Here is a 25,143-nt window from a genome sequence, read left to right as displayed (position 1 = left end):
CCCCGCCCGACCGCCCCGGCGGCGACATCCAAGGAGAACCACACATGCAACTGCGCGAGAGCGCCGCGCACCAGGAGCTGCGGCGGGAACTGCGGGCGTACTTCTCGGGTCTGATGCCCGAGGACGAACGCCGTCGTACCGGCGAGGAGGGCGTGGGCGGCGACCGCTTCCGCGAGGTCGTCAAACGGCTCGGCTCGGACGGCTGGCTGGGGATCGGCTGGCCCACCGAGTACGGCGGGCAGGGCCGGCCCGCCGAGGACCAGTACGTCTTCTTCGACGAGGTCCAACGGGCGGGCCTGCCCTTCCCGTTCGTCACGGTCAACACGGTCGGCCCGACCCTCATGGCCCACGGCTCCGCGGAGCACCGCAAGCGGTTCCTGCCCGGCATCCTCTCCGGCGACATCGTGTTCGCGATCGGCTACACCGAGCCCGCCGCCGGCACCGACCTCGCCTCCCTGACCACCCGGGCGGTCAGGGACGGCGACACCTACCTCGTCAACGGCAGCAAGATCTTCACCAGCGGCGCCAACACCGCCGACTACGTATGGCTCGCCGCCCGCACCGACCCGGACGCCCCCAAGCACCGGGGCATCTCCATCCTGATCGTGCCGACCACCGACGCCGGCTTCTCCTGGAGCCCCATCCGCACCGTCGGCGGGATGGCCGTCACCGCGACGTACTACAGCGACATCCGGGTCCCGGCCACCGACGTGGTCGGTGAGGTGGACGGCGGCTGGCGGCTGATCACCGCGCAGCTCAACCACGAACGCATCGGTCTCGCCGCCCTCGGCGGCCGCATGATCCAGCTCTGGGAACGGGTCCTGGACTGGGCCCGGGAGAACGGCACGGCCGAAGTGCCCTGGGTACGGCAGGAGTTCGCCCGCACGTACGCCCGGCTGGAGGCGATGCGGCTGATGAACTGGAAGATGACCGCGGCCGTCGCCCGTGCCACGCTGACCGGCGCAGACGCGGGCGCCGCCAAGGCGTACGGCACCGAGACCCACATCGACGTCCAGCGCGGACTGACCCAGATCCTCGGCGCGGCCGGGCGCATCCGGCCCGAATCGCCCGGCGCGGTCCTCGCCGGGCAGGTCGAACAGCTCTCCCGGCAGGGCATCGTGAACACCTTCGGCGGCGGCGTCAACGAGATCCTGCGCGACATGGTCGCGACCCAGGGACTCGGACTGCCGCGCAAGGGGCGTGGCGCATGACCGGGCACGGCGGGCACGGACCGGGGTACGAGGAGCGGCTGCAGGCCTTCACCGGGCGCGAACTGCGCGCCCCCACCCCGGCCCAGGACCCGGTCAACCAGCCGATGATCCGGCACTGGGCCGAGGCCATGGGCGACACCAACCCGGTGTACACCGACGACGCGGCGGCCCGCGCCACCGGCCGCGACGGGGTGGTGGCACCCGCGTCGATGGTCCAGGCCTGGACGATGCGCGGCTACGCGGCCACCGTCGCCGCGCCACCCGGCGGCCCGAGCGCCTTCGACGAACTGGTCGCCCTCCTCGACGAGGGGGGCTACACATCCGTGGTGGCCACCGACTCCGAGTTCACCTTCCTGCGGGAGCTGACGCCGGGCGACCACGTCGCCGTGCGGGAGACCGTCGAGTCGGTCTCGGCCAGGAAGCGGACCGGCCTCGGCCCGGGACGGTTCGTCACCACCCTCAAGACGTACACCGACCAGCACGGCGAGACCGTCGCCACCCAGCGGTGGCGGACCCTGAGGTTCCGCCCCGAGCCTGCGGAGGCGCCGCCGCCGGCCCTGGCCCCGCGGCCCCGCCCCGCGGTCAACCGGGACAACGCCTTCTTCTTCGAGGGCGCGAACCAGCACCGGCTGCTCATCCAGCGCTGCGCGGACTGCTCCACCCTGCGCCACCCACCGGGCCCCTGCTGCCCGGAGTGCCGGTCACTGGAGTGGGACACGGCCGAGGCCTGCGGTCGCGGCCGCGTCTACAGCTTCGTCGTGAACCACCACCCCCGCCATCCCGCCTTCGAGTCGCCGTATCTCGTCGCCGTCGTCGAACTCGCCGAAGGCACCCGGCTCATCACCGGCCTGACCGGTGTCGCGCCCGAGGACGTCACCATCGGCATGCCCGTGGTCCTCGACTGGCTCGACGCCGGCCCCGAACCGACCCTGCCGGTGTTCCGGCCAGCCCCGACGGAGGCGCCCTGATGGATTTCTCCCTGGGAGAAGAGCTCGAAGCGGTACGTGACCTGGCCCGGGAGATCCTCACCGACCGTGCCACGCCCGAGCGGCTGCGCGAGGTGGAGAACTCACCGACGCGCGTGGACGAACGGCTGTGGGCGGACCTGGCCGCGGCCGGACTGCTCGCGGCCGTGCTGCCCGAGGAGGACGGCGGCGCGGGGCTCGGCACGGCCGGACTCTGTGTGCTCCTCCAGGAGCAGGGCCGGCAGGTGGCGCCGGTGCCGCTGTGGCCCGCGCTGACCGGTGCGCTCACCGTGGCCGCGTACGGCAGCCGGACCCAGCGGTCCGAGCTGTTGCCGGGCCTGGTGGACGGCAGCGCCCGGCCGACCGTCGCCCTGGAGGAGTTCGGCCCCGCCGACCCGCTCAGGCCCCGGACGGCCGCCGTCGAGGACGGAACGGGCTGGCGGCTCAGCGGCGTCAAGGCCGTGGTGCCGGCGCCGGCCGGTGCGCGGCAGGTGCTGGTGACCGCCGCCACGGGCGACGGGCCGGGTGTCTTCCTGGTCCCCTCGGACGCCCCCGGGGTGAGCCGGGAGTACGCCGAGACCACCAGCCACGACATGAGCGCCCACCTCACCCTCGACGGCGCCCCCGCCGAGGCCGTCGGCAAGCCGGGCGGCGGGGCCGTGGAACACCTCGTCCGCAACGCGTTCCTGGCCCTGGCCGCCGTCCAGGTGGGCGTGGCCGACGGGGCGCTGGCGCACGCGGCCGCCCACCTGCGCGGACGCGAGCAGTTCGGCCGCCCCCTCGCCACCTTCCAGGCCGTGCAGCACCAGCTCGCCGACTGCTACATCGACATCGAGGCGATGCGGGTCACGCTCTGGCACGCGGTGGACGCGCTGGCCCCGCCCTTCGACGCCCAGGCCGCCGACCGGGCCGCGCTGGTCGCCAAGTGGTGGGCCACCGAGGGCGGCCTGAACACCGTCCACCGGGTCCAGCACGTCCACGGCGGCATCGGCGTCGACACCGACTACCCGGTGCACCGCCACTTCCTGTGGGGCAAGCAGATCTCCACCACCCTGGGCGGTGCCGGCGCCGACCTCGAACGCCTCGGCGCCCTGGTGACCGGTGGGGCGGTGACCGAGTGACCCCGCGGCCCGACACCCGCGGCTATGCCGGGGTGGCCGTCGGGGACGTACTCCCCGAGCTGTCGATCCCGGTCACCCGCACCCTGATCGTCGCCACCGCACTCGCGAGCCGCGACTACCAGGACGTGCACCACGACCCCGCACTCGCCCGGGAACGCGGCTCCAAGGACATCTTCATGAACATCCTGACCAGCAACGGCCTGGTCGACCGGTACGTCACCGGCTGGGCCGGTCCCGCCGCCGTCGTCCGGGCCATCCGGATCAGGCTCGGCGCCCCCAACCACCCCGGCGACACGATGGTGCTCACCGGCACCGTCACCGGGAGGTCCGACGAGGACCGCAGCGTCGAGATCGCCGTCCGGGGCACCAACAGCCTGGGCGCCCACCTCACCGGGACCGTGTCCGTGCGACTTCCCCTGGAGGCACGATGAGTACGCCGACGGGGCTGTCCGGGGCGGCCGCCGTGGCCGGCATCGGCGCCACCGAGTTCTCCAAGAACTCCGGCCGCAGCGAACTCAGGCTCGCCTGCGAGGCCGTGCTCGCCGCCCTCGCCGACGCCGGGCTGCAACCCTGCGACGTCGACGGGCTGGTCACCTTCACCGCGGACACCAACAGCGAGATCCACGTGGCCCGCAACACCGGGATGGGCGATCTGACGTTCTTCTCCCGCATCGGGTACGGCGGCGGGGCCGGCTGCGGCACCGTGCAGCAGGCGGCCATGGCCGTGGCCACCGGGATCGCCGACGTGGTCGTCTGCTACCGGGCGTTCAACGAGCGGTCCGGCGAGCGGTACGGGCTCGGGCAGGCCGACCGGCCCATGGACACCACCGCGGACCGGGCCGCCTACGCCTGGATGACCCCGTTCGGGCTGAGCACCCCCGCCCAGTGGGTCGCCATGTTCGCCCGCCGCTATCTGCACGAGTACGGCGCCACCACCGACGACTTCGGCCGGGTCGCCGTGGTGGACCGCAAGCACGCCGCGAACAATCCGGCCGCCTGGTTCCACGGCCGCCCCATCACCCTGCAGGACCACCGCGACTCCCGCTGGATCGCCGAACCCCTGCGGCTGCTCGACTGCTGCCAGGAGACCGACGGCGGCCAGGCCCTGGTGATCGTCTCCGCCGAACGCGCCCGCGACCTCCCCCGCCCGCCCGCGGTGATCCGCTCGGCCGCTCAGGGACTCGGGGCCGACCAGCACATGATGACCAGCTACTACCGCCCCACCATCACCGGCATTCCAGAAATGGGCCTGGTGGGAAGGCAGTTGTACGGGCAGAGCGGGCTCGGGCCCGACGACATCGACGCGGCGGTCCTCTACGACCACTTCACCCCGCTGGTCCTTCCCCAACTGGAGGAGCTGGGCTTCTGCAAGCCCGGCGAGGCCAAGGACTTCATCGCCGACGGCCACCTGGAGCTCGGCGGCCGGCTGCCCTTCAACACCCATGGCGGGCAGCTCGGCGAGGCCTATCTGCACGGTATGAACGGCATCGCGGAGGGCGTCCGGCTGATCCGCGGCACCTCGGTGAACCAGCCCGACAGGGCCGAGCACGTCATGGTCACCGCCGGCACCGGAGTCCCCACCAGCGGCCTGATCCTGGGGGCCGACCGATGACCGTCTCCCCGTGGCAGGGCCGCGAACTCGGCACCCGTACGGTCTCCTTCACCGCGCGCGACGCGATCCTCTACGCACTCGCGGTCGGCGCACCCGCCGACCGGCTCGACCTGGTGTACGAGGAGCGTCTGCGGGTGCTGCCCACCTTCGCGCTGACCCTCGCCCAGTGGGCGCCCGACGCCCTCGGAGCCCTCGGTGCCTTCGACGTCACCACCGCGGTGCACGGCAGCCAGCACCTCCTTGTGAAGCGGCCGTTGGAGGCGTCGGGTGAACTGACGACGACGGCACGGGTCGCCCGGGTCAGGGACAAGGGATCGGCAGCCGTCTTCGACGTGGAGGTGTCCTGCGCGTACTTCACGGCGACGTGGTCGATCTTCGCCCCCGGCTCCGGCGGCTTCGGCGGCGAACGCGGTCCGTCCGCCCCGCGCCGCCCGGACCGGCCGGCCGGGCACACCCGGACGGTGGTCACGCACTCCCGGCAGGCGGCGCTCTACCGGCTGCTGGGCGACCGGCACGCCATGCACATCGACCCGGTGGCGGCGAAGGCCGCGGGGATGCCCCGGCCCTTCCTGCACGGACTGTGCACGCTCGCCACGAGCCTGCTGCCACTGGCTGGCGAACTCGGCGCGCACCCCGCCGATCTCGTGGAGCTGGAGGCCCGGTTCGCCGCGCCGGTCTTCCCCGGCGACCGGCTCACCGTGCACGGCTGGGACGACGCCGGGGCAGACGGCGAGGGGCGCGGGGCCGCCGTGCGCTTCGAGGTGGCCGCCGACGACGCCCGCACGGTGCTCTCCGGCGGCCGCGCCCGGTTCGCCACCGACCCGACCACCCATGAGGAGACCCCCGATGATTGACCCCGCGCAGCGAGCCGAGGCCGCCGAGGTGCTGTGGGCCGCACAGCGGGACCGGACCCCGGTCGACCCGCTGACCACCGGCTACCCTGCCATCGAGGCGGCCGACGCCTACGAGATCCAACTGATCAACATCCGAAGGCAGTTGGCCGAGGGCCGCACCGTCAGCGGGCACAAGGTCGGGCTGTCGTCGAAGGTCATGCAGCAGATGATGGGCGTGGACGAACCCGACTACGGCCACCTGCTCTCCGACATGGTGCTGCCCGAGGGGACCCCCGTCGGCACCGACCGCTACTGCTGCCCGCGGATCGAGGTCGAGATCGGGTACGTACTCGGCCGGAGCCTGCCCGGGGAGGGATGCACCGCGGCGGACGTCCTCGCGGCCACCGAGTACGTCGTCCCCAGCCTCGAACTCATCGACAGCCGGATCAAGGACTGGCGGATCGGGCTCGCCGACACCATCGCCGACAACGCCTCGTCCGCCGGCGTCGTCCTCGGCTCCGCCAGGGTCCGGCCGGACAGCCTGGACCCGGCCGACATCGAAGCCGTGCTGTACCGGGGCGGCGAGGAGATCGCCCGCGGGAACACGAGCGCGGTGCTCGGCGACCCGACCGAGGCCGTCGCCTGGCTGGCCCGCAAGGTGGCGTCCTACGGGGTGGTCCTGGAGGCCGGACACGTCATCCTGCCGGGCTCGTGCACCAGGGCGGTCGACGTACGGCCGGGGGACGGGTTCCGCGCCGAGTTCGCGGGGCTCGGCTCCGTCTCGGTCGGCTTCGTCCACTCAACGGGACAGCACCGGCCCAAAAACTGAAATCGATACTAGTTTCGGCGGCCGGGGCGGACCCCGTGACATTCCCGGGGCGCGCCCTGCGTATCCATCGGCTCGACGGAACACGGAAAGAGGCAGCATGAGCGCGACGAACACCCTGGAGGGGCGGACCGCCGTCGTCACCGGTGCCGGAGCGGGGCTCGGCCGCGCCGAGGCCCTGGCACTCGCGGCGCTCGGCGCCCGGGTGGTGGTGAACGACATCGGTCCGTCGGCCGACGACGTGGTCGCCGAGATCAAGGCCCTGGGCTCGGAGGCGGTGGCGGTCAACGGTGACGTCGGGGACTGGTCCATGGGCGACCGCCTGGTGCAGGCCGCCGTGGAGACCTTCGGCAGCCTGGACATCGTCGTGAACAACGCGGGCGTGCTCCGGGACAAGATGCTGTTCAACCTCACCGAGTCCGACTGGGACGACGTCATCCGGATCCACCTCAAGGGCCACGCCGGTGTCTCGCGCGCCGCCGCCGTGCACTGGCGCGCGGCGAGCAAGGCGACGGGCGCCCCGGTCTACGGCCGTGTGGTCAACACCTCGTCCGAGGCCTTCCTGTTCGGCGCCCCCGGCCAGCCGAACTACTCCGCCGCCAAGGCCGGCATCACCGCGCTGACCCTGGCGACCGCACAGGGGCTGGCCCGCTACGGTGTGCGCGCCAACGCGATCTGCCCGCGGGCCCGTACCGCCATGACCGCCGACGCCTTCGGCGAGGGCGTGGCGGCGCCGGGCGGCCTCGACATCATGGCGCCCGAGCGGGTCGCGACCCTCGTCGGGTACCTGGCCTCACCGGCCGCCGACAACATCAGTGGTCAGGTGTTCGTCGCCTACGGCGACATGGTCGCCCTGCTCGCCCCGCCCACCGTGGAGGAGAAGTTCACCGCCGCCGACGGCACCTTCACTCCGGAGGAGCTCGACGCCCGGCTCACGCCGTACTTCAGCGGCCGCGACCCGCACCGCACGTACGCCGCCCACAGCGTCGCCGGACTCGACACGACGGGTACCCAGCCGGCCCCGTGAACCCGCGGGCCGACCCGGCCGGCGGCGGGCGCGCCGGCCGGGTCAGCCGGCGTCCTGGCCGGGAGCCAGCAGCAGATGGCACGCCATCCGCAGATCGGCGTCGGCCTCCTGCGGGGTGAGCCGCTCGTTGAGCCGGGACTGCAGGACCCCGTACCAGAGCAGGATCAGCAGCCGCAGCCGGGCGATGTGGTGATCCGTGGGCTTCTCCACGCCCCAGGCCCGCAGCAGCAGATCGAGGAAACCCGAGTCGATCCGCGCCAGGTCCGGGACGGTCGTGGCACGGGCGGCGTTCGCCGACTGGATCATCGCGGTGGCGAGGGCCGGTCGGCGCAGCAGGTTACGGGTGGCGCTGCCCAGCGTCTCGAAGACGGCGTCCTCGGGCCGGGTGCCCGGAGCACGGTCGGGGACCCGCGCCGCGAATCCCTCGATCTGGTCGGCCATCAGCGCGGTGAACAGATGGGTCTTCGACGGGAAGTACCGGTACAGGGTGGCGATCGCCACCCCCGCGGACTTGGCGACCTCGTGCATCTGCACCCGCTCGAGCCCCGTCGAGGCGGCGATGTCCGCCGCCACCCTCAGGATGCTCTGACGGCGTGCGCGCTGCCGGGGCGAAGTGGGCTCGGCCCCCGCCCTGGCCTCGGCGATTCTGGGCACGCTCTCCCTCCCGGCGCTCGGTTGGCAATGGCGCCTCAGACAATACGCCGGGCCCGGTTCCGCGTCAGATGCCGACCGCCCCCGCCCGTACCGGTCAGCGGGACCGGCCCCGCGCCCGCCGCCCCGGAGGCGGTCTGCTGAGCCCTCACACCACCGAGCGGCAGGAGGGCACCCCCATGCGGGACGGCCGGCAGGAATGGGACGCCACCCATGACGTGATCGTCGTCGGATCGGGTGCGGGAGCGCTCACCGGGGCCCTGACAGCGGCATCGGACGGCCTCGACACCGTCGTACTGGAACGGACGGCGCTGCTCGGCGGCACCTCCGCCTACTCCGGGGCGGCCTGCTGGCTGCCCGGCACCCAGGTGCAGGAGCGGGCCGGACTCGACGACTCCACCGAGGCGGCCGGAGCGTACCTGCGGGCCCTGACCGGCGACGCCGGGACCGAGCGCCTGGAGGCGTTCCTGCGGCACGCTCCCGAACTGGTCGCCCGGCTGGAGGACGACCCGGCCATCGCGTTCGAGTGGCGCGCCTTCCCCGACTACGTCGCCGCCCCCGGCCGGAAGGACGCCGGACGCTCCTTCGTACCGCTCGACCTGGCGCCGGAGCTGCTCGGCGAACTGCTGCCCCTGGTACGCCCGGCGGTCGACCGGGACCGCGCGGGCCTGGAACACCCGGCCGGGCCGCTGAGCGCGGGCCGCGCCCTGATCGGCCGCCTCCTGCTGGCCGCCACCCGTACCGGGAACGCGCGGATCCGCACCGGGCACCGGGTCACCGGGCTGGTCACCGAGGACGGACGCGTCACCGGCGTCGTGGCCCGGACGCCGCGGGGCACGGTCCGGGTGCGGGCCCGGCGCGGTGTGCTGCTGGCCGCGGGCGGCTTCGAGGGCGATGCCGCGCTGCGCGCCGAGCACCGGGTGCCGGGCAGCGCCGACTGGAGCATGGCGCCCCGGGGGACCAACACCGGGGAGGTGCTGCGCGCCGCCGTCGCGGCCGGTGCCGCCACGGATCTCATGGACGAGGCCTGGTGGTGCCCGGGGGCCGAACTCCCCGACGGTTCGGCCGCGTTCACCCTCGGTCTGCGCGGCGGCCTGGTCGTGGACGGAACGGGGCGGCGGTTCGCCAACGAGTCGCTGCCCTACGACCGCATGGGCCGGGCCATCGCCGCCGCCGGGGGAGCGGCGGACTTTGTCCACCTGGTCTTCGACTCCCGGGAGGGCGGCGCCCTGCCCGCCATCACCGTGCCGCCCGCCGACCCCGCGCGGCACCTGGCGGCCGGCACCTGGGTGCGGGCGGACTCGCTGCCGGAGCTCGCCGCGCTCATCGGGGTACCGGCCGGCGCGCTGACGGACACCGTCGGCCGTTTCAACGGCTTCGCCGCCACCGGGACCGACGAGGACCACCACCGCGGCGAGGACCCCTACGACCTGTTCTTCGCCGACAGGAACGCCCCGGGGCCCAACCCGTGCCTGGTCCCGCTCGACCGGCCGCCGTACTACGCGGCCCGGCTGGTCCTCGCGGACCTCGGCACCAAGGGCGGACTCCGCACGGACGCCCACGCCCGCGTCCTCGACGGTCAGGGCCGTCCGCTGCCCGGTTTGTACGCGGCCGGGAACACCAGCGCCTCCTTCACCGGCCGGGTCTACCCGGGCCCCGGCGTCCCCCTCGGCACCGCCATGGTCTTCGCCTCCCTCGCCGTACGGCACATGACGCGGCGGTCCGCCGACCCGGCCTGACCGGGGGCGGCCGACGCCGTCCCGGCCAGTGGGATCCCCGGCGGCGCCGCCCCGACGGCCGTTCTACGGTCACGGCACCGCCGGCCAGGACAGAAGGATGAGGTATCCGATGCCGAACAAGACCGAGTACGGGCCGTGGGCGGTCGTCGCCGGAGGTTCCGAGGGAGTGGGCGCCTCGTTCGCCGACCGGCTCGCGGACGCCGGGATCAACCTGGTGCTGATCGCCCGCACCCCCGGCCCCCTGAACGAGACCGCCGACCGGGTACGGGCCAAGGGCGTCGAGGTCCGCACCCTCGAACTCGACCTGCTCGACCCCGGCGCCCTGGCCGCCGTCCGCGCGGTCACCGACGGCCTGGAGGTCGGCCTGCTGATCTTCAACGCCGGAGCCAACAGCTACGGCCATGAATTCGTGACCGGCGACCTGGCCCGGGTGCAGGGCGTCCTCGATCTGAACATCACCGCGCAGCTGGCCCTCACCCACCATTTCGGCGCCCTGATGAAGGACCGGGGCCGAGGCGGCATCCTGCTCGTCGGCTCCCTGGCCGGCTACCTGGGCCAGGCGCAGATCAGCATCTACTCGGCGGCCAAGGCCTTCAGCCGTGTCTTCGCCGAGGGGCTGTGGCTGGAACTGCGGCCTTACGGCGTACACGTCCTGGAACTCGTCCTCGGCGTGACCCGCACCCCCGCCATGGAGCGCGCGGGGCTGCGCATGGACCTGCCCGGACTGAACGTCGCCGAGCCGGACGACATCGCCCGCGAGGGTCTGGAACACCTCGCCGACGGACCCGTACGGGTCGCCGGCGGCAACGCGGGAGCGGCGGAGAAGCGCAGCGGATTCCCCCGCGCCGACCTGGTCCTCGGAGCCCATGAGGCATCCAAGCGGCTTCTGCCTCCGTCCACCTGACGGGATGTCATCGCCCGTCCCCTCCCGCGCTCACCGCGCAGGCCCGCCCCTCCCGGAGAGCAGATGAGCGAGACCGAGCACCCCCTCACGATCCCCGGCGCCCTCGACCTCGCCGCGAGCCGGCACCCCGGCCGGGACGCGGTCGTGGACGGTGAGGTACGGCTGACCTGGGCGCAGTTGCGCGACCGGGTGCGAGCGGCCGTGAAGTCGCTGATCGCCCTCGGCACCCGCCCCGGCGACCGGATCGCCGTCTGGGCGCCCAACAGCCACCGCTGGGTGGTGGCCGCACTGGCCGCCGCTTCGGCCGGCGCGGTGCTGGTGCCCGTCAACACCCGCTACAAGGGAGCGGAGGCGAGCTGGCTCCTGGAACGCGGCGGCGTGCGCCTGCTGTTCGTCGAGAACGGCTTCCTGGGCAAGGACTACCTCGCCATGCTGGGCACGGGCCAGGGGCAAGGCGACGACGGGCGGCCGGTGCCGGGACTGCCCCGCCTGGAACGGGTGGTGGCCTTCGACGGCACCGAGCGCGCCGGCACCCTGCCGTGGGACGGCTTCCTCCGGTGCGGCGAGCAACTGCCGGACACCGAGGCCACCGCCCGTACCGCGGCCGTGCACCCCGACGACCCGTCCGACCTCCTCTTCACCTCGGGCACGACCGGCCGTCCCAAGGGCGCCCTGACCACGCACCGGCAGAACCTCGCCACGTACCGGGCCTGGAGCAGCCGGACCGGAGTCACCGGCGACGACCGCTGTCTCGTCGTCAACCCGATGTTCCACTGCTTCGGCTACAAGGCCGGGGTACTGGCCTGCCTGCTGCGGGGCGCCACGATGGTGCTGCAGCCGGTGTTCGACGTGGACCTGGTCCTGCGCGCCGTCGAGGCCGAACGGATCACCGTGCTGCCCGGCCCGCCCACGATCTACACCGAACTGCTGGACGCGCCCGGCCGGGAGCGGTTCGACCTGTCGTCGCTGCGACTGGCGGTGACCGGCGCCGCCGTCGTGCCGGTGGCGCTCGTGCGGCGGATGCGGGCCGAACTCTTCCCCGAGGTGCTCACCGCCTACGGGCTGACCGAGACCTGCGGCACGGTCACCGTGTGCTCGGCGGACGACGACGACGAGACCGTGGCCCGGACCGCGGGCCGCCCCATCGACGGTACCGAGGTGCTGGTGGCAGACGGCGGCCGGCACCCGCTGCCGGCCGGGCAGGACGGCCGGATCCTGGTCCGCGGCTACCACGTGATGCTCGGCTACCTGGACGATCCGGTGGCGAGCGCGGCGGCCGTCGACGCCGACGGCTGGCTGGACACCGGTGACGTCGGCCACCTCGACGCACGCGGCAACCTGGTGATCACCGGACGGTCGAAGGACATGTTCGTGGTCGGCGGCTTCAACGTCTACCCGGCGGAGGTCGAGCAAGTGCTCGCCGGACACGACGCCGTCGCCGAGGCCGCCGTGGTCGGAGTCCCCGACGCGCGGCTCGGGGAGGTCGGACGCGCGTACGTGACGGTCCGGCCCGGCACCGGGACCGGACCGGACGAACTCGTCGGCCACTGCCGCGAGCGGCTCGCCAACTTCAAGGTGCCCCGTGAGGTCGTCGTCCTCGGGGCCCTCCCGCGCAACGCCACCGGCAAGGTGGACAAGGCCGCCCTGCGGACGATCTGACGGACACACCGCACAGTGCGACAAGGGCATGGAGGACGGACTATGGGCAACGAGGTTCTGGAGTCGGTGCGCGCCCTGCTGCCGGCCATCGAGAAGCGGGCCGTGGCCACGGACGAGGAGCGGCGGATACCGGACGCCACGATCCGTGAGCTGGCCGGGGCGGGGGTGTTCCGGATGCTCCAGCCGGCCCGGTACGGCGGCCTGGAGGCCGACCCGGTCGACTTCTACCAGGTGGTGCGGGCGATCTCCGCGGTGTGCTGCTCCACCGGCTGGGTGGCGTCCGTCCTGGGTGTCCACCCCTGGCAGCTCGGCCTGTTCCCCAAGCGGGCGCAGGAGGACGTGTGGGGCGAGGACCGGGACACCCGGATCTCCTCGTCGTACGCCCCCGTGGGCCGGCTGACCCCGGTCGACGGCGGCTACCGGCTCACCGGCCGGTGGAGCTTCTCCTCGGGCTGCGAACACGCCTCGTGGGCGCTGCTCGGCGCGCTCGTCGTCGGGGCGCAGGGACGGCCGGTGGACTTTCTCACCGTCCTGGTGCCGCGGTCCGACTACCGGATCGAGGACATGTGGGACGTGGTGGGGCTCCGCGGTACGGCGAGCAACGACATCCTCGTCGAGTCGGCGTTCGTGCCGGCCCACCGGGTGCTCCGCAACTACGAGCAGGCCCGGCTGAAGGTGCCGGGGCAGCAGGTCAACCCGGGTCCGCTGTACCGGCTGCCGTTCGGCGCGATCTTCACGAGCGCCGTCACCGCACCGGTGATCGGGGCGGTGTCCGGCGGCTACGCGTCGTACGTGTCGCGGATGAAGGAGCGGGTGCGGCTCAGCCTGGGCGGCGGCAGGTTCACCGAGGACCCGTTCGCCCAGGTCGCCATCGCGCGCGCCGCCTCCGACATCGACGCGACGGTGTTGCAGATGGACCGCAACCTGCGCGAGCTGTCCGAACTCGCGGCGGCCGGACAGGAGATACCCATGGAGCTGCGGCTGCGCACCCGGCGCGACCAGGTCCGGGGCACCGAACGGGCCGTCGGCGCGATCGACCTGCTCTTCAAGACCGCGGGCGGCAACGCGCTGCGGCGCGGCAACCCCGTCGAACGCGCCTGGCGCGACGCCCACGCGGGCAGCGTCCACGTCGCCAACGACGTGGAGCGCGCCCTCGCCATGTACGGCCGGGGAGCCTTCGGGCTGACGGTCGAGGACAACCTGGTCTGAGCGCGGGCCGAGGTCCCGGACCCCGCGCGGGGTCCGGGACCTCGCCGCTTCCTCACTCCGGTGCGGCGGCCGCCTTCGCGGCGAGGTAGCGGGCCGGGAACTCCCCGCCGCCGTGTACCGCCAGGTCCGCCCCGTTGACGTACCCGGACAGGTCGCCCGCGAGGAACAGACAGGCACGGGCGACGTCCTCGGGCACGGCCATCCGGCCCATCGGGATGACGCCCGCCACCGCGGCCCCGCCGTCCGCGCCGTAGACCGACGCCGCGCTCGGTGTGCGGATCAGCCCGGTGGTGATGTGGTTGACCCGGACCGCGGGCGCCCACTCCAGGGCCAGCGCCTTGGTGAGCGCCAGGAGCCCGGCCTTGGCGGCGGTGTACGCGGCGGTGCCGGGCTGCGGGTCATGGGCGGAGACGCTGCCGATGTTGATGACCGAACCACCGCCGTCCTGGGCCCGCATGGCGCGGTGGGCCGCCTGCGCCACATAGAACGGCGCGAGCAGGTTGAGCGCGACGATCCTCTCGACGAACCGCGGCGAGACGGTGGCCGCGTCGGCGTCCGGGGAGCCGCCCGCGTTGTTGACGAGTACGTCGAGCCGGCCGAAGCGCTCCACGGCGGCGTCCACCAACGAGGCCGCCGCCGCCGGATCACGCACGTCGGCCGCCACGAAGACGGCCTCCCGGCCCCCGGCCGCGGGCAGGGTGTCCGGGGTGGTGCGGCCGCAGACCACCACGTCCGCCCCGGCGCCGAGGAACGCCCCGGCGATGGCGGCCCCGATGCCCTTGGTGCCGCCGGTGACCAGCACCACGCGCCCCGTGAAGTCCAACGGGCTTTCGGTGTCCATGATGTGAGGCCCCTCTCGTCCGACGGATTCAGTGCGCGGTCAGTCCGAGTCCGGCGGCGAGCCGGGCCCGGTGGCGCGCGGGCGGGCCGAACAGCTCGCCCGCCCCGTGCGCCCGCTTGAAGTAGCGGTGCGCGTCGTGTTCCCAGGTGATCCCGATCCCGCCGTGCAGCTGGATCATCTCGCCGGCCACCGCCGAGAACGCCTCGGAGCAGACGGACTTGGCGACGGCGGCGGCCCGCGGCAGCGCGTCCGGGTCCTCGTCCGCCGCGAACGCGGCCCCGAGCGCCGCCGAACGCGCCGACTCCACCAGCACATAGGCGTCCGCCAGCCGGTGCTTGACGGCCTGGAAGGACCCGATGGGCCGGCCGAACTGCACCCGGTCCCGGGCGTACGCGACGGTGAGCTCCAGAGCGCGTCCGGCCGCGCCCACCTGCTCCGCGGCGAGGGCCGTGCACGCGAGGTCCCGCACGTGCTCCAGGCTCCGCCCGCCGTCGCCGTCCGCACCCAGCAGGCGTCCCTCGGCCGCGTCCAGCACCCATCGGGCCTGGCCACGGGTGCCGTCCATGGTCACGACGGGTTCCCGGCGCACCCCGGCGGCATGGGCCGGCACCTCGAAGAGCGAGACCCCGCAAGCCGTGCGGGCGGCGACGAGCAGCACGTCGACGACGGGCCAGTCCAGCACGTGTTCCTTGGCCCCGGTGACCAGCCAGCCTCCGCCGGGGCCCGGCACGGCCCCGGCGCGGATCGCGTCCGGTTCCCAGGAGCCCCGCTCCGCCCAGGCCAGCGCGCCCACCGAGGTGCCCTCGGCGAGCCCCGGCAGCAGCCGTCCGCAGGCCGCCTCGTCACCGGAGGCCAGCAACGCCCCGACCGTGAGCACCGCGGAGCCCAGACACGGCAGCGGACTCAGGCCCCGGCCGAGCTCCTCCATCAGCACGTGGACGTCCCGGGCGCCGCCGCCCACCCCGCCGTACTCCTCGGGCACGGCGAGACCGGCCGCGCCGATCTGCTCAGCCAACGGGCGCCAAGCAGAGGCTCCCTGATGTCTCGTCAGCAGCGACCGTACGGCCGACCGCAGCTCTTCCTGCTCCTCAGTCAGCCTCATCCGGCTGCTCCCCTCGGTGTGCGGTCAGCCGGTCAGTACGCGGGCCCGGCACGCGGCCGGGGTGCCCCACGCGTCGCGCAGCGGCCGGGCCTTGCGGATCCACAGCGACAGGTCGAGCTCGTCGGTGTAGCCCACGGCCCCGTGCAACTGGAGGGCCGCGCGCGCCGCCCCGTACGCGGCCTCGCCCGCCGTGACCTTGGCCGCGGCGACATCCCGCCCCGCCCCGTCGTCGCCGGCGGCGAGGGCGAGCGCGGCGCCGTGCACCAGCGGCTCGGCGAACTCCAGGGCCAGCAGGGTGTCCGCCAGCCGGTGCTTGACCGCCTGGAAGGAGCCGATCGCCACTCCGAACTGGGTGCGCTGCGTGACGTAGGCGACGGTACGGGCGAGCAGGGTCCGGCCGACCCCCAGCGCCTGGGCGGCCGTGGCGAGCGCGGCGACATCGGCCGCGTACCCGGCCGCGGCGGTCACCGCCGGGCCCCGCGCGAGGACCGTCCCGCCCGACGGCCTCGACAGCCGCCGCCCCGGATCGGCCGACGGCTGCACGGGACCGGGCCCGGCGGCGACACGCAGGGTGTCGCCGTCCACCACGAACACCGCGTCGGCCATGTCGGCGTCCAGGGCGTAGGGACCGAGCGAGGTCAGGCAGAGGGAGACGACGGACTTCCCGGAGGCGATACCGGGCAGCCGCCCGGCGGCGACGCGCTCGTCGCCGAGCCGGTCCAGGAGGGCCGCCGCGGCCACCGTCTCGACCAGCGGTCCGGGTACGGCGTGACGCCCCAGCGCCTCGAAGGCGAGGGCCAGTTCGAGGGGCAGCGGGCCGAAGCCGTCGTGCGCTTCCGGGACCGCGAGCGCGAACACCCCGGCCTCGGCGAGCCGGGCCCAGACGGCCCGCCCCCGGCCGTGGTCGCCGCCGGCCCAGGACCGTACCGCGGCCGGGGTGTCGCAGGAGGTGAGCAGGGCGTCGAGGGAGCGGGCGAACTCCCGCTGCTCGGCGTCGGGGAAGAAGCGCATCACCGGCGTCCCTTCGGCAGGCCGAGCAGCCGCTCGGCGATGATGTCGCGCTGGATCTCGTTGGTGCCCGCGTAGACGGGGCCGGCCAGGGAGAAGGTGTAGCCCTCCGCCCAGCCCCCGGCGGCGGGCGACTCGGCCGCGTGGTCGGCGAGTTCGCCGTACGGGCCGAGCAGGTCGAGCGCCGTCTCGTGCAGGGCGATGTCCAGTTCGGACCAGTAGACCTTGTTGAGGCTGGAGGCGGCCCCGGCGGGCCCGCCCTCGTCGTGCAGCACGTGGGAGGCGCCCCGGTAGGAGAACAGCCGGTAGGCGCGGGCCCCGATCACCGCGTCGGCCACCCGGTCGCGCAGCGCCGTGTCCGCCGGGTCGCCGTGTTCGCGCCACAGGGCGGTCAGCCGGTCCGCGGCGGCCGTGAACCGGCCCGGACTGCGCAGGGTGAGTCCGCGTTCGTTCCCGGTGGTGCTCATCGCGACCCGCCAGCCCTGTCCGGGCTCACCGATGACGTCCTCGTCCGGGACGAACACCTCGTCCAGGAAGAGTTCCGCGAAGGCGGGTTTCCCGTCGAGCCGCCCGATGGGGCGCACCGTGACACCCTCGGCGTCCAGCGGGAACATCAGATACGTCAGTCCCCGGTGCGGCCGGTCCGCGTCCGGATCGCTGCGGAACAGGCCGAAGGCCCGGTCGGCGAAGGCGGCCCGGGAGGACCAGGTCTTCTGGCCGCTGAGCAGCCAGCCGCCCTCGGTCCGTACGGCCGTCGACCTCAGCGAGGCCAGATCCGAGCCGGACTCCGGCTCCGACCAGGCCTGCGCCCAGATGACCTCGCCGCGCGCCATGGCCGGCAGGATCCTGGCCCGCTGCTCGGCCGTGCCGTGCTCGAAGAGGGTGGGGGCCAGCAGGCTGATGCCGTTCTGGCTGACCCGGCCGGGCGCCCCGGCGGCGTAGTACTCCTCCTCGAAGACCAGCCAGCGCAGCAGGGAGCCGCCGCGCCCGCCGAACTCCTCGGGCCAGGACACCACCGACCAGCGGTCCGCGGCCAGGGCCGCCTCCCACTCCCGGTGGGCGGCGAACCCCTCCGCGGTCTCCAGGGACGGCAGGGGAGCGGCCGGGACGTGGGCGGCCAGCCAGTCGCGCACCTCGGTACGGAACGCCTCGTCGGCCGCGTCGAAATCGAGGTCCATCAGGCACCCGCCTCCTTCATCGCCCGGATGTCCATGCCGCCGAGCGCGTCGGGCGCGGTCTCGGCGTTGTGGGCGTGCGCCAGGTGGTGCAGGCCGAACACCGAGTCCATGCCGGTGTGCATGCCCTGGAGGTCCTCCGCCTGGTTGACGGCGCGTTTGGTGAGGGCGAGGCCCAGGCGCGGCATCTCGGAGATCCGCAGGGCCAGCTCCCTGGTGCGCTCGGCGAGTTCCTCCCCGGGCACGACCCGGTTGACCATGCCGACCTCGAACGCGCGCCGCGCGCTCATCCGGTCGCCGGTGTAGAGGAACTCCTTGGCGATCCGCGGCGGCATCACCCAGGGGTGCGCGAAGTACTCGACACCGGGGATTCCCATGCGGACCACCGGATCGGCGAAGAACGCGTCGTCGGACGCCACGATCAGGTCGCACACCCAGGCCAGCATCAGGCCGCCCGCCACGCACGCGCCCTGAACGGACGCGATGAGCGGTTTGGGCAGCTCCCGCCACCGGCGGCACATCCCGAGATACACCTCGGACTCGCGGGCGAACCGGCTCTCCGCGCCCTCCTTGTCCGAGTGGTCCCACCAGAGCCCCGCCCGGCGTTCGAACGGCAGATGGGCGTCCCGCTCGGGGGTGCCGATGTCGTGGCCGGCGGAGAAGTGCTTGCCCGCTCCGGCCAGTACGACGGTCTTCACCTCGTTGTCGTCGGCCGCGCGGTAGAACGCCCGGTCCAGGGCGTAGGTCATCGCGGAGTTCTGCGCGTTGCGGTAGTCGGGCCGGTTCATGGTCACCGTCGCGACCGGGCCCCGCTTCTCGTAGCGCACCGGTTCGTCGTGGGCAGCGGACATCGGCCCCTCCTTCCCTAACAAGTGTTTGGTAGATTAACGTACCCCCATGAGCAGCGTCGAGGAGTTCCGCACCGAGATCCGCGGCTGGCTGGCCGCCAACCTCACCGGCTCCTTCGCGGGCCTCCGGGGCCGCGGCGGACCCGGCCGCGAGCACGAGGCCTTCGCCGAACGGCTCGGCTGGGAACGGCACATGGCCGCCGAGGGCTGGACCTGCGTGGGCTGGCCGAAGGAGTACGGAGGCCGGGGCGCGACCCTCGGGCAACAGGTCGCCTTCCACGAGGAATACGCCCTGGCCGACGCCCCCGCACGGGTCAACCACATCGGGGAACAGCTGCTCGGCCCGACACTGGTGGCCTTCGGCACCCCCGAGCAGCGGGCCAGGTTCCTGCCGCCGATCGTCGCCGTCGAGGAGCTGTGGTGCCAGGGCTACAGCGAGCCCGACGCCGGGTCCGACCTGGCGAACGTACGGACCAGGGCCGTGCGGGACGGCGAGGACTGGGTCGTCACCGGGCAGAAGATCTGGACGTCACTCGCCCACGAGGCGCATTGGTGCTTCGTGGTCGCCCGCACCGAACCCGGCTCGACCCGCCACCGGGGGCTGTCCTATCTCCTGGTCCCACTGGACGGGACCGGCGTGGAGATCCGGCCGATCGCCCAGCTGACCGGCACCTCCGAGTTCAACGAGGTCTTCTTCGACGGCGCCCGCACCCGCGCCGAGCACATCGTCGGGGCCCCGGGCGACGGCTGGCGCGTGGCCATGGCCACCCTCGGCTTCGAACGCGGCGTCTCCACCCTCGGCCAGCAGGTCGGCTTCCGGCGCGAACTGGAGACCCTCATCGCCCTGGCCCGCGGCAACGGCGCCGCCGAGGACCCGCTGATCCGCGACCGGCTCGCCCGCGCCTGGACGGGCCTGGAGACCATCCGGTGCAACGCCCTGCGCATGCTCGACGGCGTGGCGGCCGGCGCACCCGGCCCCGAGGCGTCCATCGGCAAGATCTTCTGGGCCACCTGGCACCGCGAACTCGGCGAACTCGCCATGAGCGTGCTGGGCGCCGGCGGCATGACCGCCACCGGGGAGCCGTACGAACTCGACGACTGGCAGCGGCTGTTCCTCTTCTCCCGCTCCGACACCATCTACGCCGGATCCAACGAGATCCAGCGCAACATCATCGCCGAGCGCGTCCTCGGCCTGCCCAAGGAGATCCGCCCGTGACCACCCAGCCGTCGTACGTAGCAGGACACTCCCTCCTGGCCGGGCGCACCGCCGTGATCACCGCCGCCGCGGGCGCCGGGATCGGCGGGGCGACGGCCCGCAGATTCCTGGAGGAGGGCGCCCGCATCGTCATCGGCGACGCCCACGCACGCCGGCTGGGGGAGAGCGCCACCGCCCTCGCCGAGGAGTTCGGCGCGGACAACGTCGCCGCCCTGCCCTGCGACGTCACCGACCAGGAGCAGGTCGACGCACTGTTCGCGTTCGCCGCGGAGCGCCACGGCGGCCTCGACATCGTCGTCAACAACGCGGGCCTCGGCGGCACCGCCGACCTCGTCGACATGACCGACGAACAGTGGTCGAAGGTCCTCGACGTCACCCTGAACGGCACCTTCCGCTGCACCCGCGCCGCCCTGCGCCACTTCAAGGACCGCGACAGCGGCGGCATCGTCGTCAACAACGCCTCCGTCGTCGGCTGGCGCGCCCAGCGCGGCCAGGCCCACTACGCCGCCGCGAAGGCCGGCGTGATGGCCCTCACCCGCTGCGCGGCCCTGGAGGCCGCCGACTTCGGCGTACGCGTCAACGCCGTCGCCCCGAGCCTGGCCATGCACCCGCACCTGGTGAAGGTCACCACCCCCGAGCTCCTCGCCGAACTCACCGAACGCGAGGCCTTCGGCCGCTACGCCGAGCCCTGGGAGATCGCCAACGTCATCGTCTTCCTGGCCAGCGGCTACTCCTCCTACATGACCGGGGAGACCGTCTCCGTCAGCAGCCAGAGGGCGTGACCCCATCGCCGCGAACGCCAACGCCGAACGACGCGCCGAACTCCTGGCGACCGCCGCCGAGGTGTTCGCCGCGCTCGGCTACAACGCCACCACCGTCCGCCGCATCGCGGACGAGGCGGGGCTGCTCGCGGGCAGCCTCTACTACCACTTCGACTCCAAGGAATCGATGCTGGACGAGATCCTCTCGGCCTTCCTGGACGAGCTGTGGGCGGGCTACGGCACCGTCCTGGCCGCCGGACTCGGGCCCGGGGCGACCATCGAGGCGCTCGTCACCCAGTCCTTCCGGCAGATCGACCGGCACGGCCCCGCGGTCGCCATCTACCAGAAGGAGTCAAGGCACCTCTCCGCCCAGCCGCGCTTCGCCTATCTCACCGGCTCCCGGGCGAAGTTCGAGGACGCCTGGCTGCGCACCCTGGAACGCGGCGTCGCCGAGCGGGCCTTCCGGGCCGACCTGGACGTCCGGCTCGTCTACCGCTTCGTCCGCGACACCGTCTGGGTCGCCGCCTCCTGGTACCGCCCCGGCGGTACCCACAGCCCGGAGGAGATCGCCCGCCAGTACCTGTCCATGGTCCTGGAAGGCATCACCCCCCGCACCTGACATCCCATCATGTCCCTCACGAAGGAGCAGTCATGGCCGAGGCCTACATCGTCGACGCGGTACGCACCCCGGTCGGCCGGCGCAAGGGCGGGCTGTCCGCCGTCCACCCCGCCGACCTCGGGGCCCACGTCATCAAGGCGCTCATGGAGCGCAGCGGGGCCGACCCAGCCGCCGTGGAGGACGTCGTCTTCGGCTGCCTGGACACCGTCGGCCCGCAGGCCGGCGACATCGCCCGCACCGCGTGGCTCGCCGCGGGCCTTCCAGAGGAGGTGCCCGGCACCACCGTCGACCGCCAGTGCGGCTCCTCCCAGCAGGCCGTCCACTTCGCCGCCCAGGGTGTCCTGTCCGGCACCCAGGACCTGGTCGTCGCGGGCGGCACCCAGAACATGTCGATGATCCCCATCGCCTTCGCCAGCCGCCAGGCCGCCGAACCGCTCGGGCTGACCGACGGCCCGTACGCGGGCTCCGTGGGCTGGCGCGCCCGTTACGGCGACGCGCCCGTCAACCAGTTCCACGGCGCCGAACTCATCGCCGAGAAGTGGGGGATCAGCCGCCGGGACATGGAGGAGTTCGCCCTGCGCTCGCACCGGCGGGCCCTGCACGCCATCGACGAGGGCCGCTTCGACCGCGAGACCGTCGCCTACGGAGACGTCCGGGTCGACGAGGGGCCGCGCCGCGACACCTCGCTGGAGAAGATGGCCGGCCTCAAGCCGGTCGTCGAGGGCGGCCGGCTGACCGCCGGGGTCTCCTCGCAGGTCTCCGACGGCGCCTCGGCGCTGCTCATCGCCTCGGAGCGGGCCGTCGCCGAGCACGGCCTCACCCCCCGCGCCCGCATCCACCACCTCTCGGTGCGCGGCGAGGACCCGATCCGGATGCTCTCGGCGCCGATCCCGGCGACGGCGTACGCCCTGAAGAAGGCCGGGATGTCCATCGACGACATCGACCTGGTCGAGATCAACGAGGCGTTCGCCCCGGTCGTGCTGGCCTGGCTGAAGGAGACCGGCGCCGACCCGGACAAGGTCAACGTCAACGGCGGCGCCATCGCGCTCGGCCACCCGCTCGGCGCCACCGGTACCAAGCTGATGACGACCCTGCTGCACGAACTGGAGCGCACCGGCGGCCGCTACGGCCTGCAGACCATGTGCGAGGGCGGCGGCCAGGCCAACGTCACCATCATCGAGCGCCTCTGAACACCGGACTCCGAGAACGCTGGCCGGTGGCCCCGTGAGCAGGGGTCCACCGGGCAGCGGCAGGAGCCGTCCACGCTAAACATCAGACGTCTGATGTTGGGTAGAGTCGCCCCGGGGCCGCGCACCGGAAGGGGCCCGAGACTCGTCAGCACGGGAGAACCGACACCATGAACACAGCACGGCCCGCCGCCCTGGTGGGGGCATACGCGGCACTGCCCTCCCTGCGCGCCGACCAGGAAGAGTTCTACGACGGGCTCGCGGGCCGGGGGATCGCCGACGGGCTGGAGATCCCGTTCCGCGACGGCCTCGGCGAGGACGTCCCTTGGCTGGCCGCACAGATGCGCGGCCGGTTCACCCGCTCGGTGATCACTCTGATTCCCGGCACGATGATGCGCGTGGGGGCCACGGGCGTCTTCGGTCTCGCCTCCGGGGACCAGGACGGCCGACGGGCGGCGCTCGCATTCCTCCGCGAGGCCCGCATCGCCGCCGAAGAGGTGAACCAGCTCACCGGCGAGCAGTCGGTCGCCGCCCTCCACATCCACACCGCGCCCTCGACGACCGCGGTGGGCGAGATGTTCGCCCGTTCCCTCGACGAGATCGCGGCGAGCGAACCGGCCGCGGGCGGCTGGTCCACCCGGCTCGTCCTGGAGCACTGCGACGCCTACGCGCCGACCGTCCCCGGCGAGAAGCGGTTCCTGCCGTTGGAGGACGAGATCGCCCTGGCGCGCGAAGGGGGGATCGGCATCACCATCAACTGGGGCCGTTCGGCGATCGAGGCACAGGACCCGGCCCGGCCGCTCGTCCAGATCGAACGGCTCGCCTCCGAAGGCTTGTTGGAGGGCGTCATGTTCTCCGGCGCCGGCCCGGCCGCGAACGAGTACGGGGGACCGTGGGCCGACGCCCACCTGCCGCTCACCGAGGACGAGCCCACCTCCCTCATGGACGCCGACGAGGTACGCCGTTGCCTCCGCGCGGCCGAAGGCGCGTTCTCCTACGCGGGGGCGAAGATCCAGGTTCCCGCCGACGCCACCGTCGACGAGCGGCTCGCGTGGGTGGGCCACGTCATGCGGCTCCTGTCCGAGCACGGGGCCACCCCGGCGCCCGTACCCGCCGGGGACCCGGTCTCACGCGAGGTGTGAACGCACCTCTGGGATGGCCCGGTTGGGTGCGGTCCTCCGCCGGGCCGGCCCTGTGCCTGGGCCCGGCGGAGAACCGGGTGCCGCGTGCTGCCGTCAGTGCCGCTTGTGGGCCTTGTGCCCGGATGCCCTGACCGTCCAGGACAGGCTCTGCGTGGCCTCGGCGCGGACCTTGGGGTCGCGGATCGACTCGGTCCGGTCCGTGGACTCGACCGTGACGGTGTGTGTCCTGCCGTCCGCCCTGACGCCCAGCGCGGCGGGGACGACGGTGGTGAGGCCCTGCGCCCGCTTGACCCGTACGCCGTCGACGTACCAGCGCAGCTCGGGCGAGGCCAGACCGGTGAGCTCGGCCCGGGACACCTTGATGCGACCGGTCCTGAGGACCGCGCTGCTCGTGCTGACCCTGCTGCTCAGCGCGTTGGCCTCGCGGTAGAAGCCGGCGATCATGGCCTCACGGCCGGGCAGGTTGAAGTCGCGCACGTCCAGGGCCCGCATCAGCGAGTTGGAGGTCGGGCGGTAGATCCCGAACGGGTAGTAGCTGCTGCCCTCGTACGTGCCGACGGTGCCGCCCGTGGGGTCGGTCTCGCCGAGCCAGCGGTACCACTTCGTCCGGTTGGCGGCCATCTTCTCCGCGGTGAAGGTGCTGGAGTTGATATCGGTGACCTCGCCGCCCGGCCAGGTGCCGTAGCTGTCGTAGGTGTACTCGTCCGCCAGCAGGCCGACCGAGTGGGCGATCTCGTGGGCGGCGATCATGCTCGACTGCGCGTTGTCCGAGGAGAGGGTCGAGACGCCGTCGAACGGGTAACCCTCCGCCTCCAGTCCCGAGTAGCCGGCGCCGCCGTACTTGGTGGAGTTCGAGACGACGATGACCAGGTCGGCGTCGGGGGCCTTGGCGGCGTAGGTGGCGACCTTGTCGATGTCGGCGCAGATGAGCCGTTCGGTCTCCGAGCACCAGAAGTAGCTGCCGAGCGCGGTGTTCTTGACGACGTCGGTGCCGGGGTCGCCGGTGATTCCGGATTCGGCGGACACCGCGTCGACGGTCCACACGTTCATGAGGCCCTGGTAGCTCGCGTAGGGCTCGATGCCGGTGATGTCCGCCCACTTGCCGGCGGCCGCGGCGTGGAAGGCGTCCTGCTCGTCGGCGGTGTAGCCGTCGCCGATGATCACTACGTCGAGCCGGTCGGCCGAGGGGCCGGTCACGGACACCTCCCCGACCTCCCCGTCCGTCGTCCCCGCGGCGGGTGCCACGCCGCGGGCCGTGGCGCGCCCGGTCGCCGCCTCCGTGGTGGCCGGGACCTCGGTCCGCCGTCCCTCGCCGCCGGGCTCGGGGAAGTACTCGACGGTGACGCGCCGCTCCTGTCGGGGCTCCGGGTCCGCGGCGACCGCGGGAGCGGCGAGGGCCGCCCCCACTATCGCGGTGAGCGCGACGCCCACTGATATGACGGCAGTTCTGCTCGTGCGCATGTCAATCCTCGCTCTGGTGTCCGGCT

The 25,143-nt window shown here is 73.4% G+C and carries 24 protein-coding genes; 17 read left to right on the top strand and 7 right to left on the bottom strand.

Annotation, left to right across the window (positions count from 1 at the left end; all coding sequences use genetic code 11):
• The first annotated feature begins 44 nt into the window (after positions 1–44).
• The 8 genes from ACIQM0_RS11155 (at position 45) to ACIQM0_RS11120 (ending at position 7,595) form a co-directional block, all read left to right on the top strand.
• Positions 45–1,211 (top strand): acyl-CoA dehydrogenase family protein, encoded by a 1,167-nt coding sequence (locus ACIQM0_RS11155; RefSeq protein ID WP_401285721.1) that lies wholly within the window; start codon positions 45–47, stop codon positions 1,209–1,211.
• Positions 1,208–2,179, top strand: a complete 972-nt coding sequence (locus ACIQM0_RS11150) for a bifunctional MaoC family dehydratase N-terminal/OB-fold nucleic acid binding domain-containing protein (RefSeq protein WP_401285720.1) — start codon at positions 1,208–1,210, stop codon at positions 2,177–2,179. The genes ACIQM0_RS11155 and ACIQM0_RS11150 overlap by 4 nt, the downstream gene beginning before the upstream one ends.
• Positions 2,179–3,297: an acyl-CoA dehydrogenase family protein gene (locus ACIQM0_RS11145; protein WP_401285719.1), complete on the top strand. Its 1,119-nt coding sequence runs from the start codon at positions 2,179–2,181 to the stop codon at positions 3,295–3,297. The genes ACIQM0_RS11150 and ACIQM0_RS11145 overlap by 1 nt, the downstream gene beginning before the upstream one ends.
• Entirely contained in the window at positions 3,294–3,728 is a 435-nt protein-coding gene (locus tag ACIQM0_RS11140; protein ID WP_401285718.1) for a MaoC family dehydratase, read from the top strand. The genes ACIQM0_RS11145 and ACIQM0_RS11140 overlap by 4 nt, the downstream gene beginning before the upstream one ends.
• A complete protein-coding gene (locus ACIQM0_RS11135; RefSeq protein ID WP_401285717.1) occupies positions 3,725–4,909 on the top strand; it encodes a lipid-transfer protein in 1,185 nt (394 codons plus the stop codon). Before ACIQM0_RS11140 ends, ACIQM0_RS11135 begins: the two co-directional genes overlap by 4 nt.
• Positions 4,906–5,763, top strand: coding sequence for a MaoC/PaaZ C-terminal domain-containing protein (locus ACIQM0_RS11130; RefSeq protein ID WP_401285716.1), 858 nt, complete (start codon positions 4,906–4,908; stop codon positions 5,761–5,763). The genes ACIQM0_RS11135 and ACIQM0_RS11130 overlap by 4 nt, the downstream gene beginning before the upstream one ends.
• Positions 5,756–6,571, top strand: coding sequence for a 2-keto-4-pentenoate hydratase (locus tag ACIQM0_RS11125; RefSeq protein WP_401285715.1), 816 nt, complete (start codon positions 5,756–5,758; stop codon positions 6,569–6,571). Before ACIQM0_RS11130 ends, ACIQM0_RS11125 begins: the two co-directional genes overlap by 8 nt.
• A gap of 97 nt (positions 6,572–6,668) precedes the next feature.
• On the top strand, positions 6,669–7,595 hold the full coding sequence (locus ACIQM0_RS11120; RefSeq protein WP_401285714.1) for a 3-oxoacyl-ACP reductase: 927 nt from the start codon (positions 6,669–6,671) through the stop codon (positions 7,593–7,595).
• A gap of 42 nt (positions 7,596–7,637) precedes the next feature.
• On the opposite strand, the gene ACIQM0_RS11115 is transcribed toward ACIQM0_RS11120, so the two are convergent.
• Positions 7,638–8,249 (bottom strand): TetR family transcriptional regulator, encoded by a 612-nt coding sequence (locus tag ACIQM0_RS11115; protein ID WP_401285713.1) that lies wholly within the window; start codon positions 8,247–8,249, stop codon positions 7,638–7,640.
• Positions 8,250–8,317: 68 nt separating this feature from the next.
• Between ACIQM0_RS11115 and ACIQM0_RS11110 the strand changes: the two genes are divergently transcribed.
• The 4 genes from ACIQM0_RS11110 (at position 8,318) to hsaA (ending at position 13,757) form a co-directional block, all read left to right on the top strand.
• Positions 8,318–9,985, top strand: a complete 1,668-nt coding sequence (locus tag ACIQM0_RS11110; RefSeq protein ID WP_401285712.1) for an FAD-dependent oxidoreductase — start codon at positions 8,318–8,320, stop codon at positions 9,983–9,985.
• Between the two features lie 109 nt (positions 9,986–10,094).
• Positions 10,095–10,889 (top strand): SDR family NAD(P)-dependent oxidoreductase, encoded by a 795-nt coding sequence (locus ACIQM0_RS11105; protein ID WP_401285711.1) that lies wholly within the window; start codon positions 10,095–10,097, stop codon positions 10,887–10,889.
• Between the two features lie 63 nt (positions 10,890–10,952).
• On the top strand, positions 10,953–12,548 hold the full coding sequence (locus ACIQM0_RS11100; protein WP_401285710.1) for a FadD3 family acyl-CoA ligase: 1,596 nt from the start codon (positions 10,953–10,955) through the stop codon (positions 12,546–12,548).
• 42 nt (positions 12,549–12,590) lie between these two features.
• Complete coding sequence (gene hsaA / locus ACIQM0_RS11095) at positions 12,591–13,757, top strand: 3-hydroxy-9,10-secoandrosta-1,3,5(10)-triene-9,17-dione monooxygenase oxygenase subunit (RefSeq protein WP_401285709.1); 1,167 nt, start codon at positions 12,591–12,593, stop codon at positions 13,755–13,757.
• A gap of 52 nt (positions 13,758–13,809) precedes the next feature.
• Here hsaA and ACIQM0_RS11090 read toward each other — a convergent pair whose 3' ends face one another.
• Genes ACIQM0_RS11090 through ACIQM0_RS11070 form a run of 5 tightly spaced genes read right to left on the bottom strand, consistent with a single transcriptional unit; the run spans position 13,810 to position 18,734 of the window.
• Entirely contained in the window at positions 13,810–14,598 is a 789-nt protein-coding gene (locus ACIQM0_RS11090) for an SDR family oxidoreductase (protein WP_401285708.1), read from the bottom strand.
• Between the two features lie 28 nt (positions 14,599–14,626).
• Entirely contained in the window at positions 14,627–15,700 is a 1,074-nt protein-coding gene (locus tag ACIQM0_RS11085) for an acyl-CoA dehydrogenase family protein (protein WP_401285707.1), read from the bottom strand.
• A 24-nt stretch (positions 15,701–15,724) separates the two neighbouring features.
• Positions 15,725–16,711, bottom strand: coding sequence for an acyl-CoA dehydrogenase family protein (locus ACIQM0_RS11080; RefSeq protein ID WP_401285706.1), 987 nt, complete (start codon positions 16,709–16,711; stop codon positions 15,725–15,727).
• Positions 16,711–17,886 (bottom strand): acyl-CoA dehydrogenase family protein, encoded by a 1,176-nt coding sequence (locus ACIQM0_RS11075; RefSeq protein ID WP_401285705.1) that lies wholly within the window; start codon positions 17,884–17,886, stop codon positions 16,711–16,713. Before ACIQM0_RS11075 ends, ACIQM0_RS11080 begins: the two co-directional genes overlap by 1 nt.
• Positions 17,886–18,734: an enoyl-CoA hydratase gene (locus tag ACIQM0_RS11070; protein ID WP_363023489.1), complete on the bottom strand. Its 849-nt coding sequence runs from the start codon at positions 18,732–18,734 to the stop codon at positions 17,886–17,888. The genes ACIQM0_RS11075 and ACIQM0_RS11070 overlap by 1 nt, the downstream gene beginning before the upstream one ends.
• Before the next feature lie 46 nt (positions 18,735–18,780).
• On the opposite strand from ACIQM0_RS11070, the gene ACIQM0_RS11065 reads away from it, so the two are divergent.
• From ACIQM0_RS11065 to ACIQM0_RS11045, 5 genes are all read left to right on the top strand, one after another.
• Positions 18,781–19,947, top strand: a complete 1,167-nt coding sequence (locus tag ACIQM0_RS11065) for an acyl-CoA dehydrogenase family protein (protein WP_401285704.1) — start codon at positions 18,781–18,783, stop codon at positions 19,945–19,947.
• On the top strand, positions 19,944–20,729 hold the full coding sequence (locus ACIQM0_RS11060; protein ID WP_401285703.1) for an SDR family oxidoreductase: 786 nt from the start codon (positions 19,944–19,946) through the stop codon (positions 20,727–20,729). The genes ACIQM0_RS11065 and ACIQM0_RS11060 overlap by 4 nt, the downstream gene beginning before the upstream one ends.
• Before the next feature lie 4 nt (positions 20,730–20,733).
• The gene (locus ACIQM0_RS11055) at positions 20,734–21,327 is read left to right on the top strand and encodes a TetR/AcrR family transcriptional regulator (RefSeq protein WP_401285808.1); all 594 of its coding nucleotides are present in this window, start codon (positions 20,734–20,736) and stop codon (positions 21,325–21,327) included.
• Positions 21,328–21,359: 32 nt separating this feature from the next.
• The gene (locus ACIQM0_RS11050; RefSeq protein ID WP_385036038.1) at positions 21,360–22,517 is read left to right on the top strand and encodes an acetyl-CoA C-acetyltransferase; all 1,158 of its coding nucleotides are present in this window, start codon (positions 21,360–21,362) and stop codon (positions 22,515–22,517) included.
• Positions 22,518–22,684: 167 nt separating this feature from the next.
• The gene (locus tag ACIQM0_RS11045; RefSeq protein ID WP_401285702.1) at positions 22,685–23,656 is read left to right on the top strand and encodes a DUF4862 family protein; all 972 of its coding nucleotides are present in this window, start codon (positions 22,685–22,687) and stop codon (positions 23,654–23,656) included.
• Between the two features lie 93 nt (positions 23,657–23,749).
• Here the strand turns inward: ACIQM0_RS11045 and ACIQM0_RS11040 are convergent, their stop codons facing one another.
• Positions 23,750–25,117 (bottom strand): M64 family metallopeptidase, encoded by a 1,368-nt coding sequence (locus ACIQM0_RS11040; RefSeq protein WP_401285701.1) that lies wholly within the window; start codon positions 25,115–25,117, stop codon positions 23,750–23,752.
• Positions 25,118–25,143: the final 26 nt, after the last annotated feature.

The sequence above is a fragment of the Streptomyces sp. NPDC091387 genome, from assembly GCF_044756945.1.
Classification (GTDB): domain Bacteria; phylum Actinomycetota; class Actinomycetes; order Streptomycetales; family Streptomycetaceae; genus Streptomyces.
Note: the sequence above shows the minus strand (reverse complement) of the source record. Positions and strands in the feature narration are given on the sequence as shown.

Bases quoted from the DNA above. Each gene is read 5' to 3' on its own strand.
- ACIQM0_RS11085 (WP_401285707.1), bottom strand. From the start codon at position 15,700: ATGAGGCTGACTGAGGAGCAGGAAGAGCTGCGGTCGGCCGTACGGTCG.
- ACIQM0_RS11155 (WP_401285721.1), top strand. From the start codon at position 45: ATGCAACTGCGCGAGAGCGCCGCGCACCAGGAGCTGCGGCGGGAACTG.
- ACIQM0_RS11125 (WP_401285715.1), top strand. From the start codon at position 5,756: ATGATTGACCCCGCGCAGCGAGCCGAGGCCGCCGAGGTGCTGTGGGCC.
- ACIQM0_RS11070 (WP_363023489.1), bottom strand. From the start codon at position 18,734: ATGTCCGCTGCCCACGACGAACCGGTGCGCTACGAGAAGCGGGGCCCG.
- hsaA (WP_401285709.1), top strand. From the start codon at position 12,591: ATGGGCAACGAGGTTCTGGAGTCGGTGCGCGCCCTGCTGCCGGCCATC.
- ACIQM0_RS11050 (WP_385036038.1), top strand. From the start codon at position 21,360: ATGGCCGAGGCCTACATCGTCGACGCGGTACGCACCCCGGTCGGCCGG.
- ACIQM0_RS11120 (WP_401285714.1), top strand. From the start codon at position 6,669: ATGAGCGCGACGAACACCCTGGAGGGGCGGACCGCCGTCGTCACCGGT.
- ACIQM0_RS11080 (WP_401285706.1), bottom strand. From the start codon at position 16,711: ATGCGCTTCTTCCCCGACGCCGAGCAGCGGGAGTTCGCCCGCTCCCTC.
- ACIQM0_RS11040 (WP_401285701.1), bottom strand. From the start codon at position 25,117: ATGCGCACGAGCAGAACTGCCGTCATATCAGTGGGCGTCGCGCTCACC.
- ACIQM0_RS11065 (WP_401285704.1), top strand. From the start codon at position 18,781: ATGAGCAGCGTCGAGGAGTTCCGCACCGAGATCCGCGGCTGGCTGGCC.
- ACIQM0_RS11130 (WP_401285716.1), top strand. From the start codon at position 4,906: ATGACCGTCTCCCCGTGGCAGGGCCGCGAACTCGGCACCCGTACGGTC.
- ACIQM0_RS11100 (WP_401285710.1), top strand. From the start codon at position 10,953: ATGAGCGAGACCGAGCACCCCCTCACGATCCCCGGCGCCCTCGACCTC.
- ACIQM0_RS11105 (WP_401285711.1), top strand. From the start codon at position 10,095: ATGCCGAACAAGACCGAGTACGGGCCGTGGGCGGTCGTCGCCGGAGGT.
- ACIQM0_RS11135 (WP_401285717.1), top strand. From the start codon at position 3,725: ATGAGTACGCCGACGGGGCTGTCCGGGGCGGCCGCCGTGGCCGGCATC.
- ACIQM0_RS11150 (WP_401285720.1), top strand. From the start codon at position 1,208: ATGACCGGGCACGGCGGGCACGGACCGGGGTACGAGGAGCGGCTGCAG.
- ACIQM0_RS11090 (WP_401285708.1), bottom strand. From the start codon at position 14,598: ATGGACACCGAAAGCCCGTTGGACTTCACGGGGCGCGTGGTGCTGGTC.
- ACIQM0_RS11075 (WP_401285705.1), bottom strand. From the start codon at position 17,886: ATGGACCTCGATTTCGACGCGGCCGACGAGGCGTTCCGTACCGAGGTG.
- ACIQM0_RS11110 (WP_401285712.1), top strand. From the start codon at position 8,318: ATGCCGACCGCCCCCGCCCGTACCGGTCAGCGGGACCGGCCCCGCGCC.
- ACIQM0_RS11145 (WP_401285719.1), top strand. From the start codon at position 2,179: ATGGATTTCTCCCTGGGAGAAGAGCTCGAAGCGGTACGTGACCTGGCC.
- ACIQM0_RS11045 (WP_401285702.1), top strand. From the start codon at position 22,685: ATGAACACAGCACGGCCCGCCGCCCTGGTGGGGGCATACGCGGCACTG.